Origin of the sequence: Paenibacillus ginsengihumi DSM 21568 (assembly GCF_000380965.1) — a bacterium.
Lineage (GTDB): Bacteria > Bacillota > Bacilli > Paenibacillales > NBRC-103111 > Paenibacillus_G > Paenibacillus_G ginsengihumi.
Genome location: NZ_KB905559.1, coordinates 19,681 through 31,345 on the forward strand (window position 1 = coordinate 19,681; position 11,665 = coordinate 31,345).

Genomic DNA, 11,665 nt, shown 5'->3' on the forward strand with positions numbered 1-11,665 from the left:
ACCACCTCAAATCAGTTTGACTGCTTTTTGTCCCGTGAACTGTTCCCACCTTTTCACGATAACATCGCAATACCGCTCGTCCAGCTCCATCGCAAAGCATTTGCGCCCCAGCTGCTCGGCGGCGATCAGCGTCGAACCGCTACCGCCGAATGGATCTAGGACGATATCTCCTTCGCGCGAAGAGTTACTGATCGCCCGCGCACATAGCTTGATCGGTTTCATCGTAGGATGTTCGCCGTTCCGTATTGGTTTTTCAATCCGCCAAGTCGTAGTTATCTCGTCTGACAACGCTTCAAGTACGGTATATTCTGGGACCTTCAAAACAACCTTCTTCGTCCCGTTATTGAAGGTAATCTGGAAATTGCCGTCCACCTTGTTCACGAACACACCGTCTTCACTTTGTATGATTGTTGATTGTTTTCTCCCGCCATACCACGCATGCTTCGCACCTGGTTTCCAACCATAAAGAATCGGCTCATGCTGCCAGTGATGGTCTTGCCGCCCCATGACGATAGTATTCTTCACCCATATGATCGTCTGTTTCAGAAGCCATCCGGAATCTTTCAAAGCTTTCCGAAAGTTCAGACCCTCGCTATCGGCATGGCAAACATAAATCGCAGCTCCCGGCTTCGCTACCTGAAACATTGATGTGAATGCGTCATATAAAAAGGCGTAAAATTTCTCATCAGCCATTTTGTCATTTTTGATTTTCAGCTCGTCCTTCGTCTTACCTACGTAGTTTACATTGTATGGCGGGTCCGTGAACACCATATCCGCCTGACTACCATCCATCAGCACACTCATATCTTTTTCGAGCGTTGCGTCGCCGCACATGAGTCGATGCTGACCAAGCTGATAGATGTTTCCGGGCTTTGTTTCTGCGACCTCAGGCAAAGCTTCGTCGACATCGAAGTCATCCTCCTCCGGCTCCGGTTTCGGAGGTTCAAAACCGAAGGGCTGCATGTCGAAGTCGGCATTATAGAGGTCCTCAAGCTCTTGCCCGAGCAGATCAGCATTCCATTCCGCAAACTCCGCAGTCTTGTTATCCGCCAAACGGTAAGCTTTCACTTGCTCAGGTGTCAGGTCTGTCGCGTATACAACCGGCACCTCGGTCAAACCTAACTTTCTGGCTGCCTTCCAACGCGTGTGTCCTGCAATGATAACGCCATGCGCGTCAACAACGATCGGCTGTTTGAAGCCAAACTCCTTGATGCTGTTTGCAACCTTATCAACTGCCGCATCATTTATCCTCGGATTGCGCTCATACGGTTTGATGTTATCGATCGAAATGTTCTGCACCTTCATAGTTGCCCATCACCGCCCCAAAAATCGTTTCAAAAATCGAAAAAAATTTGCGTGTGGGTGGGGGCGCGGCCTTCCGCGCGGCCTTTCAAACATTTTACCCTCCCCCTCGGGTTTTAAATGACGTGAGCCCAGTACCTTCGATGACAAATATCCTTAACTTGCACTCACCCCAACTTGCTATGATCAATCTTCGCATGACATCTATCACATAACGAAACTAGGTTGTCTAACCGAAGTCTCAAGTCCCAATTAACTTTAACTGGTACTTTATGGTGTACCATGTCCGCTGGTGTAATCCTCTGCTCAAACAGGCACGCCTGACATAGTCCTGCATCACGCATCAGCGCTTGCTCTCGTACTCGACGCCATGGCAGCGACTTGTAAAACGCAGCTGCCTGCTTATCCCTCTGCTGCTCGTCATATCGCTTATGTCGTTCCTTGCGCTGCTGTTCAGCTAAGTACACATGCTCGGCGCAATACCGCTCGGCTGTAAGGTTTCGGCAGCCTGGTTTGTTGCATGGGCGCATTGGTTTACTTGGCATGGTCCAACCTCAACCGGTCATTGTGTCGTTCCGCCCAGCTTAACGCTGCCGGCAGGTCCATGTTTACGAATGGCAGATTCCAACCGTATGACCAATGAATGTGATGTACGCGGTGAATGCCTGTTGTGCGTTGCAAGAACCGATAGATTTTCTTTTTCACTTCAATCCCTCCAGTTTTATAAAATAAAAAACCACCCTCGCGACCCTGGGGAGCGAGAATGATTTTGATGCACAAATGTGAGATGTTCACAGGTATATATTTCTTTATAGTTTTCTTTATAGTTTTCTTTAGGCATCGCGCTCTAATGAAGGAAAAATTTCAACTGTACTCTAATTAGCGGACAGTAGTGTACTCTATTTAGAGGACAGTCTGTACTCTATTTAGAGGACACCTGCAACTGTACTCTAAAACGAGGACGCTTTGCCGAAATTCCTTGATACATAAGGCTTTTTACGCTTAGGTGTACTCTAATTAGCGGACACCCGAAAAAGTGTACTCTATTTAGCGGACAGTTCGAGGGCGAAGAAGTATCTCCGCATCGGCAACACCAAACAATTCCGGGCGCTCGTTATCCTTGTTCCTGCCGCCGCATTCCGGGCAGACGATCCGCATCGGCTTCACGCCTCGCTGGACGAAGAAGTATGTGTCACATGGGTAACAGACGAACGCCAGCACTTCGTAACGGACCGGCTTCGGTAGCTGTACGACGTTCTTCGGCTTCATCGCTCGTTCGTCACCTCTTCGAAGTGGTAGTGAAGCGCTAGTATTATGCTCTGGCGCATATTCCGCCACCACGCATGATATAGATGCGGCCATTATTGACGCTGGCCGCTGGCGTTCCCGATCCGCACCTTACCGCCTGGGATCAACGGGAAAGGAGGTTGCAGCACGCTTTTGACCTTTGCCCCGGTCACGCGGGTGCTAAAGCTGCATTTGGGGAGGTGCGGAGTAAATACAAAAAGCGCCCTTTCGGACGCTTCTGCTGATGATATAATCATAACGCATAAAAATAATCATATCTTATGCGTTTTATCTATAATTCGTCGATGATTTTTCTTTGCCTGCGTTTTTGGTTTGGAGTATAATCTAGTCAAAAACCAAAGGAGGATATACATGCTTAAAGCGGATTATCTCTCATCCCTCGGCATTGAGAGCATCATCAATTACTTGCGCAAGTCCCGCGCTGACGAGGAGCACGAACGGAAAACCGGCGAGGACGTGCTGCGGGCGCAAAAAGAGCTCATGGATAGGTTTCTTGATCCGCTCGGCATCCCTTTTGAGCAACGGCTTGAGGTTGGCAGCGGTGACAAAATTGCGACACGCCCTGTTTTCCAGTCTGTGCTTCAGGAATTGCAGGCCGGAAAATACCAAGCGATCGCCGTCAAAGAAATCTCCCGCATGGGCCGTGGATCATATACCGATATGGGCATCATCTATGATCTGCTCGTCGAAAAGCGCATTTTCGTGATCACACCCTACAAACTGTACGACCCGGCGAATTCGGCTGACCTGCGGCAAATTCGGTTTGAGCTTTTCATGAGCCGCGAAGAATTTGAAACGACGCGAGAGCGCCTCTTTGGCGGCCGCGTGAACAATGCGATGGAAGGCCGCTGGGTAGCTGGCGCAGCTCCGTTCGGATTCGTGTACAACAAAACGACCAAGAAGCTCGAAATTAACGAAGATGAAGCCGCTGTCGTTCGGCAGATATTCGATTACTACGTAAACGGCGTACCAGATAAAAACGGGAAAAAGCGTGATGTCAGTTTCCGCGCCCTGGCCACCTACCTGAAACGCTACACGCCGATCCGCACGCCCCGCGGGTATCGGGAATGGCGACCTATTCAATTGCGGCAACTTATCACCAACGAACGCTATATCGGAACGATGCGCTTCCGCACTACAAAGCGTGTCGGCGGAAAACAAGTGCCGCGCCCGGAAGAGGAGCATATCATTGTGCCGGATGCCGTGCCAGCGATCATCGACCGCGAAACGTGGGAGCGGGCGCAGGCTAAGGTGGCAGATTCTGCACATAAGCCGCGCACGCGCATGGATTTTTCGCCGTGCGAGTTGGCCGGACTTTGCATCTGTATGCGCTGCGGTCGCCGCATGGTGAGACAGTACAGCGTACAGCACTATCGCAAACAAAACGGCGAGGTCAACGTCTATCACAAGGAATTTTTATGGTGCACGACGGCCGGGTGCACATTTGTAAAATACCGGTCCATCGAGGAAGACTTGCTGGAATTGCTCCGCCACTTTCGCGATCTGGACGCCGACCGCTTGGAAGAACAAATATCGGCCATTCTGGCGGCCGAGAAGGCCCCGCAGAGCCACGATGATATGACGGAATACATTGACCAACGGGAACGCGAATTGAAGGCCAGAATGCGGTTTATTTACGAGAAATACGAAACGGGGATTTATACCGACGAAATGTTTATAGAGAGAAAGACAGAGATCGATGTGGAGCTGAAACAACTAGAGGAAATGAAAGCGCGGGCGGAAACGGCTGCGAACGAGGAGCAAAAGGCGGAGATCGACACCCAAGCAGTCAAGAAGAACTTAACGAGCATCCTAGATGCCTACAATGCAGCCGATGACAAAAGCGACCGAAACAGGATTTTGCGCGCGGTATTTGACCACATACACGTCGAACTGATCGAGCGTGGACGCGGCAGAATCCCGGCGAAATACGTGCTTTATCCAGTTCTAAAAAAAGACTTGACTCGCTCGGGATTTTTGGTATTATGAAGACATAACCTATTCGTCTGCGGAGATGAGCGCGAATCTGCCCGCTTTGAAATTGCCTTCCTGGGTCAGCGAAAGCAAATTCCACAAAAATTTCTCGTCGCACTTGAGCATCTCCTGGAATTCCATGAGGCCGCGGTTGGCCTTGTTCAGCTCGCCGTCGAACCGGTACGCCCGCGGGTCCGATTCAGAGCCGTATTCGGTGATCGTGGAAAAATCGATGCTGCCCGTCAAGTCGGCAATATCCTGCGACTTCGGGTCGGACGGGCTGAAGGTGCCGATGCCGATCCGGTTTTCCTCCGAAATGAGCACGCGCTCCACAAGCACTTCTTCGATGCGGCCGTTATACTGGTCCCGCAGCCGCTGCTGGCATGAAGGGCACAGATTCCCCTCGATCTTGACGCCGAGCTCCTGCTCCACCTCCGGACGGAGCTCGTTTGGAATCAGATGAAGCGGCTCCTCGTGCATCGGGCAGCCCTTGATCGCGTAGACCGCCCCTTCGTCCGTGCGCGAGAACTGCTCCAAGCCCCGCTTCAGCATCGTCACGATCGTCGATTTGCCGCCGCTCACCGGCCCCATCAGCAGCAAAATCCGCTTGCGAACGTCCAGCCGCCGCGCCGCCGAATGAAAGTATTCCTCGACCAGCTTCTCGATGGCGCGATCGAGCCCGAAAATTTCCTTGTCGAAAAAATGATATTTTCTCCGCCCGTTCTCCTCCGTGATGCCTTGGGAGGCGATCATTTCGTACACCCTGGCATGCGCGGTCATCGCCAGCCGCGGATTTTCGCGAATCTTGCGAATATAGTCGGCGAACGTTCCGGTCCAGGCCAATCTTTCGGTTTCTGTTCGGTGTTCGGCGATTTTTTTGAAAATATCCATGGGTTGGGTCAACCTCCTCAAGGCTTTGTCAAAGGAAAAGCTTCCGATCCCCGGGAGCCTTCCGGGTACAAGCGCGCCGCCGCGCCCGCCGCCATTCTCCTGCGATATAGAACCGATGAACCTCTGTTCACCCGCGAGCCTTCTATATCGGAAACGAAGCCCGCCCGCCTCCGATGCTGCCTGCGCCGGACGAGGACAGCGGCCTTGCAAGACGCGAACGCGTCCCAGGCTCCGCTAGCCGGCACCCCGGCGCCGCCCGCCGCGTCCAGGAACAGGGATGAACGCCGCCGGCGGTTCGAGCTCTTGTCTTTCAAAAACGAAGTGTATTAAATACCTATGCAGGTGCCGATTCGAAGTTTCCGATATTTTAGACAAAACGGTAAGAAAAAGTCTATCGACACCCCTTTCGAGGAAGCGCGACCGCGGTTTAGCGGGGGGCTTGGTACTCCCAGCGCCCGGTTTGCTGCATGGCGGCGGTCAACCACATGTCTAACGCAAGTGACAAACGCTATTTTGCTGAAACGCCGCCTTTTTAAAATGTAACGCAAGTGGATAGCGCTATTTTGTCTAGAACGCTGAATTGGGTAGCCCAAAATGCCGAATAAGGCTGCTTGCTTGCGTTACAATTTCAAATCGATCGTTCCCGAGTGAAATAAGCACTCTGGCTAGCGTTAGCTTAAGGTCTGCCCGGCAAAACGTGAGCCCACGGCATGCCAAACGAGGCTTGCAGCGTGAGGCAAGCAAAGCGAGCAAGCCATTCCCGGCAGCACGGGTCCGCCGATCGCAAGTGCTTCGTGCTTGGCCGCAATCCGCTTCTAATTACCTTGATGCTTCAAGGCCGATTCGTTTCACCGAGGCCGGGAAGCCTTATGGCCCGTTATTTTTTTAAAAAAGACGGGCTGCGCGCCCGTCTCGTCTGTCCGTTTCGTTATTTGGCTAAAGCTTCATTGCAGCCACTGCATCAAACGCATGACCGTATACCGGTTGCGCACATACAGCGCGTATTTGGCGCTCTCCTCCTGCAGCTCCGCCGGCACGCCGAGCTCGCCAGCCGTCACCGGTCCGCCGACCTCCGCCAGCATGGCGGTCAACCGTTCGGGAGCGGGAACGGAGCGCGCGATCTGCCGCACATCGTCCCACCGCTCGGCAATTCGGGCGGCCAGCTGCTCGAGCTGCGCGGCGTGCTTATCCGGATTCAGCGATTCCGCATTCTCGGCCAGCACCGCTTCGGCGATCGCTCCGTAGGCCTCGCGGATCTCCGCCTCCATGCGTTCCACCGACAGCCGGCCCGGCTCGGCCAGCCGCCGAAGGACAAGAGCCTGCGCTTCCTCTGCATCGATTTGCGCGATGCCGGCGTACAGACGGCTCATCGTGACCGTGGCGGCTCCCACCTTCGCGCCGTGCAGCAGCGCCGGTCTGCCCTGCTGCAAATATTTCATTTCCCAATAATGGGACAAATGATGCTCTCCCCCGGAGGCAGGACGGGAGTGGCCTGCGATCAGCATCGATATGCCCGACAGCAAGAGCCCTTCCATAAGCCGCCTCAGCCCCGCTTCCGTCCCTCGCGCGATTTCGCCTGTATGGCTTATGCAGAGCTCCAGCGCGCGGAAGGTCATCAAGGCGGCCAGTTCGCACTTCTCCTCGCCCAGCAGGCATGCGCCGAGCGACCAGTCGGCCAGCGACGTATATTTGCCGAGCATGTCGCCGAAGCCGGCGGCAATCATCGGCCGCGGCGCTTGCGCAAGCAGCGCGAGGTCTGCGAAGATGGCCTCGGGCGCGCAGCAGGCGACCGTCTGCTTGAAGCCGCCGATCACGAGCGGAGCGCCGACGGAGGCGAAGCCGTCCACGGACGGCGCCGTCGGCACGCTGAGAAACGCGCGGCCGGCGCGATGGGCGACGAAGCGCACGATATCGTGAATCGTGCCGGAGCCGACGGCAACAAGCGCCTGAACCGATTCGTTCAGCTGCAGCATAAGTTGCACGATGGCCCGTTCATCGGCGGCAAGCTCCCCGTTGTGATCGTCCTCCAGCAGGCATATGGGCGCCTCGACTCCGGCCTCGCGGCAGCGCTCTGCCAGCTCCCGCCCGGCCTTCTCCTCCGTCCGCCGGTCGCAGACGACGAGCAGCTGCCGGTAACCGCGCTCCGCCGCATAGGACGGCAGCGCGGCCAGCGCCCCCGCCTCGATCGAGATATGCCGGATCGGGACGCTGTGCTCTTTTCCGCATACGCAGGTGAACGTCCGCCCGAGCCACGGCTCGATGCGGCCCGCTTGCTCCAGTAAGTTCATATCCATTCTCCCCTCTTGAAAATTTGACGGTTATCTGCCGGCGAATTTTCAATAACCGCAGGCGACGACCGATGGCGATTGATTCGCTCGTCATAGGCGTCCTCTTGAAAATTTGGCGGTTATCTGCCGGCGAATTTTCAATAACCCAAGGCGACGACCGATGGCGATTGATTCGCCTCTCTATAGATACTATAAATTCCAGACTTGTTATCTATCGTACCAAACCCTGTGGTATAATGACAGCATCCGAATTGATGTTCTCATCCTGCGGCGCTTTTCGCGGCGCAACGTGCGTTATTGGGGGACGATATAGATGAACGACGATGGAAGGAGTTAGGAGAATCGATGGCGGTACGAACGGAAACCGAGCTGTACGCTCCCGTCAAAGCTTACCTTGAGGAGCTCGGTTACGAAGTAAAGGGGGAGGTGCGGCACTGCGATCTGGTGGCCATGCGGGGAGACGAGCCGCCGCTGATTGTGGAGCTCAAGCGCAGCTTCTCCATCCCCCTTCTGCTGCAGGGCATCGATCGGCTGCGCATCAGCCGGAGCGTATACGTCGCTTTCGAGCTGCCGAACAAAGGCCGCGCCCCGCATGGCGCCACCTGGCCGGAGCTGCGCAAGCTGTGCGCGATGCTCGGCCTCGGCATGCTCACGGTGCGATTCTACAAGACGCGAAAGCCGCGCGTCGAGGTGCAGTGTCATCCGCCGGGCGACGATTCCCTGCTCCTGTCGCCGCCGCGGCTGAGCAAGCCGGCCGCCGGCCGCCTCATTCACGAGTTCCGCGAGCGCGGAGCGGACTACAACGTCGGCGGCAGCACGCAGCGCAAGCTGGTCACCGCCTACCGCGAGAAGGCGCTGCATCTGGCTCTGCTGCTTCGCGAATACGGCCCGTGCAGCCCGCGGCAGCTGCGCGATTTGACCGGCAACGTGAAAGCGGCCGGCATGCTGCAAAATAACGTATACCGCTGGTATCAGCGGGTGGAGCGGGGCGTTTACCGGCTGACCCCGCTCGGCGAGGAGGCGCTGACCGTCTTCGCCCATGTCGTCGCCGCGCTTCCCGTACCGACTCAGGAGGAAGTACAGGCGGCTGCCGGCCGCAAAAGAGCGAAGGCGGTGAAAACCTGACCCGCTTGTACCCAGGCAGCGAGCCGGAGCGAGGAAGGCTTGACCCGCTTGTACCCGGGCAGCGAGCCGGAGCGAGGAAGGCTTGACCCGCTTGTACCCGGACAACGAGCCGGAGCGAGGAAGGCTTGACCCGCTTGTACCCGGGCAGCGAGCCGGGGCAAGGGGGGCCTGACCCGCTTGTACCCAGGCAGCGAGCCGGGGCAAGGGGGGCCTGACCCGCTTGTACCCAGGCAGCGGGCAGGGCGGAGAAGGCCTGCCTCAGCGGAGGAGCGCTTCGCCGGAGGCGGCAGAGCGCCCAGGCCGCAGCTTCAGCAGCTCCTTATGAATCCAGATGGCGGCCTGGGCCCCCTCGCCCATAGCGATCGTCGCCTGCTGGGAGTGCACGGCGATGTCCCCTGCAGCCCAAATGCCGCGGACGCTGGTCATTTTGCTGCGCGGATCGACGACGATATGGCCGTTTTCCATCCGCTCGACGCCGAGATGGGCAAGCAGCCCGGAATGGACGGCATTGCCGCCGAAGGCAATAAAGCCGATATCGGCAGGAATGACCCTCCCGCTCGTCAGCCGCACTCCGCTAAGCCGGCCGCCGACCGCCGCGGCGGAAGCCGCTGCGCCTGCGGGCGCTTGCCACGCGGATGGCGATGCCGCGGCGGAAGCGACAGCGCCCGCGGACGCTTGTCCCGCAAACGGCGATGCCGCGGCTGCCGGCCCGATCCTTTCCGCTTCTTCCGGCCCGGTCAGCACTTCCGCGATTTCCTCTTCGATATATTCGATGCCGAGCTCCTTCAGCCGGCTTAATCGTTCGCTGCCCAGCGCCTGGCGCTCATGGTTCACGTAGACGATCCGGTCGCACCAGTACGTAAGCGCCGTTGCCATGCCGTACCCGGCAACGCCGGAGCCAAGGACGACGGTGCGCCTGCCGGCCGATTCATAGCCGTCGCAATCGGAGCAGACGAAGATCGTCCGCCCGAGGCAGCCTTCGAGGCCCGGCAGGTCGGGATAACGGTCGCTCACGCCTGTGGCGATGAGCAGCGTCGCCCCGCTGACAGCCCCCTGCCCCGCGTCCAGCATCACCTGGAAATGGCCGTCCGCGATCCGGGCGACCGCCGTCGCCTCCGCCTCGCGGAATTCGATGCCGAGCCGCTCGGCATGCAGCCGGCCAAGCCGGCGCAGCTCGGGGCCCGATACGCCGTCCGGCCAGCCCAACATGTTGCGGTACCCCTGGCATAACGTCGAACGCCCGCGCCCTTTGTCCACGACAAGCACTTTATGCCGGTATCGGCCCAGCTGAATGGAGGCCTGAAGTCCGGCAATGCCTCCGCCAATAATGATGCAATCGTACATCATGCAGAACGAAACCGCCTTTCCGCAAGCAGCCTGTTTAGGTATAGGTTGCCCCGATTGGCGGCTTTTTCATTCCTGGTTGCGGTTATCGGGATGCGGCTTTGCGGCCCAAGGCCGGTTTGCTCCGCGAGGGCCTCCCGCCGGAGACGCTCGTCTCTCCGCGGCTAAGCAGCCATACGAGGCTCAGCTGCAGCACGGAGGCGACGGCCAGCACCCATGGCAGCAGGCCGCTGCCGCCGTAGCGGACGAGCACGATCAGCGCGATAATCGAGATGACGCGCCCGGCGTTCAGGAACGTCTCGCGCATGATGACCGATTCGACGCGGAGCTGTCCTTTGAGCGGCAGCGTGCCAATCATCCTGTAATAATAGGAAGTAAGCGTATTGCCCTGCAGGGGAGCGCAGATCGAATAAAGCACCATGAAGGCAACGACCGTCGCCAGGGACATTTTCCACATTATAAACAGAGTGCCGGCCACAAAGCCGGCCGCGGCGACCAGCACGAACCGCCTTTCTTTCGCTTCGCTGCCGTACCTTGAGATGAACATGCCCGTGGCGATGCTGAGACTGGCATAGACGACGCCCAAATAGCCGACCAGATCTTCCCTGCCGACGATCTGAAACAGCAAAATATTCGGCAAAAACAGCATGATGCCCTGGAACAATCCCATCGCCGTAAAGGCAAACAACGAGCGGCCCCAGTCCGGGCTGCGCTTCATCAGCAAGCCGACAAGCCTCAAATAGTACGCTTTGTGATGGGACTCCTGCGAACGGATGCGCAGGCTGCCGAGCGTCGCCAATAGAAACATGACGAAAGCGATTCCGAACACGATCGTATAGCCCTGCAGCCCGTCGTTCCGCGCGATGATCGCCCCGGCCAAAGCCGGGCCGATCAGCCCGCCCAAGGTGAACACAATCGTATTGATAGCAAGAAAACGAATCCGGTTCTGCTCGGTCGAGACATCGTACATCAGCGTCAAATATCCCGCCCAATAAAAAGCGCCGGCTGCGCCCGCAAACAAAGCGAACAGCACGTAATAATCGACGACCCGCTCCTGCGCGATGACGACGGCAAGATAAAACAACGCCGTCAGCGCGATCCCGATCCGATACGTCACCATCCGGTCCTTGCGCTTGATAATCAGCCCGCCGAGAGCGAAGGCGAACGGAGCTGCCGCATAGTTGATCACGTTGTACATGCCGTTAATCCACAAGCTTTCCGTAAGCCTCCACAAGTACAGAGTAAGAAACACGCCCGACATGGAGGCGCCGAACTGAAAGAAAAAATGAATGTAAAGCGCTGTCACCGCTTCCGGAGACAGCCGTTTGTCCGGCGGCACGAGACCCCGCCTCGCCTCAAGCCAATCCATCCACCGATTTCTCCACGCCCCGGTCCGCATACCGCACCTCTTCTTGTTTTATGCTGTTGTCATT

The 11,665-nt window shown here is 57.0% G+C and carries 8 protein-coding genes and 1 pseudogene; 2 read left to right on the forward strand and 7 right to left on the reverse strand.

What is annotated here, in order from left to right:
* Nucleotides 1-6 precede the first annotated feature (6 nt).
* The 3 genes from F591_RS0108790 to F591_RS0108800 all read right to left on the reverse strand — a co-directional run bounded on the left by F591_RS0108790 (nucleotide 7) and on the right by F591_RS0108800 (nucleotide 2,571).
* On the reverse strand, nucleotides 7-1,305 hold the full coding sequence (locus F591_RS0108790) for a DNA modification methylase (RefSeq protein WP_019534225.1): 1,299 nt from the start codon (nucleotides 1,303-1,305) through the stop codon (nucleotides 7-9).
* A gap of 164 nt (nucleotides 1,306-1,469) precedes the next feature.
* Nucleotides 1,470-1,847, reverse strand: a complete 378-nt coding sequence (locus F591_RS30180) for an HNH endonuclease (RefSeq protein ID WP_019534226.1) — start codon at nucleotides 1,845-1,847, stop codon at nucleotides 1,470-1,472.
* Between the two features lie 502 nt (nucleotides 1,848-2,349).
* A complete protein-coding gene (locus F591_RS0108800; protein WP_019534228.1) occupies nucleotides 2,350-2,571 on the reverse strand; it encodes a hypothetical protein in 222 nt (73 codons plus the stop codon).
* Between the two features lie 390 nt (nucleotides 2,572-2,961).
* Between F591_RS0108800 and F591_RS0108805 the strand changes: the two genes are divergently transcribed.
* Nucleotides 2,962-4,599, forward strand: coding sequence for a recombinase family protein (locus F591_RS0108805; RefSeq protein WP_019534229.1), 1,638 nt, complete (start codon nucleotides 2,962-2,964; stop codon nucleotides 4,597-4,599).
* Between the two features lie 12 nt (nucleotides 4,600-4,611).
* Here F591_RS0108805 and F591_RS27665 read toward each other — a convergent pair.
* Together F591_RS27665 and F591_RS0108815 are read right to left on the reverse strand one after the other, a co-directional pair.
* Nucleotides 4,612-5,475, reverse strand: a pseudogene (locus F591_RS27665) (protein prkA); the annotation flags it as partial.
* A gap of 944 nt (nucleotides 5,476-6,419) precedes the next feature.
* The gene (locus F591_RS0108815; RefSeq protein WP_156829494.1) at nucleotides 6,420-7,769 is read right to left on the reverse strand and encodes a sn-glycerol-1-phosphate dehydrogenase; all 1,350 of its coding nucleotides are present in this window, start codon (nucleotides 7,767-7,769) and stop codon (nucleotides 6,420-6,422) included.
* A 339-nt stretch (nucleotides 7,770-8,108) separates the two neighbouring features.
* On the opposite strand from F591_RS0108815, the gene F591_RS0108820 reads away from it, so the two are divergent.
* Entirely contained in the window at nucleotides 8,109-8,888 is a 780-nt protein-coding gene (locus F591_RS0108820; RefSeq protein ID WP_019534232.1) for a DUF2161 domain-containing phosphodiesterase, read from the forward strand.
* A gap of 258 nt (nucleotides 8,889-9,146) precedes the next feature.
* Here F591_RS0108820 and F591_RS32680 read toward each other — a convergent pair whose 3' ends face one another.
* The gene (locus tag F591_RS32680) at nucleotides 9,147-10,232 is read right to left on the reverse strand and encodes an NAD(P)/FAD-dependent oxidoreductase (protein WP_051109158.1); all 1,086 of its coding nucleotides are present in this window, start codon (nucleotides 10,230-10,232) and stop codon (nucleotides 9,147-9,149) included.
* Between the two features lie 85 nt (nucleotides 10,233-10,317).
* Nucleotides 10,318-11,601: an MFS transporter gene (locus F591_RS0108830; protein ID WP_019534234.1), complete on the reverse strand. Its 1,284-nt coding sequence runs from the start codon at nucleotides 11,599-11,601 to the stop codon at nucleotides 10,318-10,320.
* Nucleotides 11,602-11,665 lie beyond the last annotated feature (64 nt).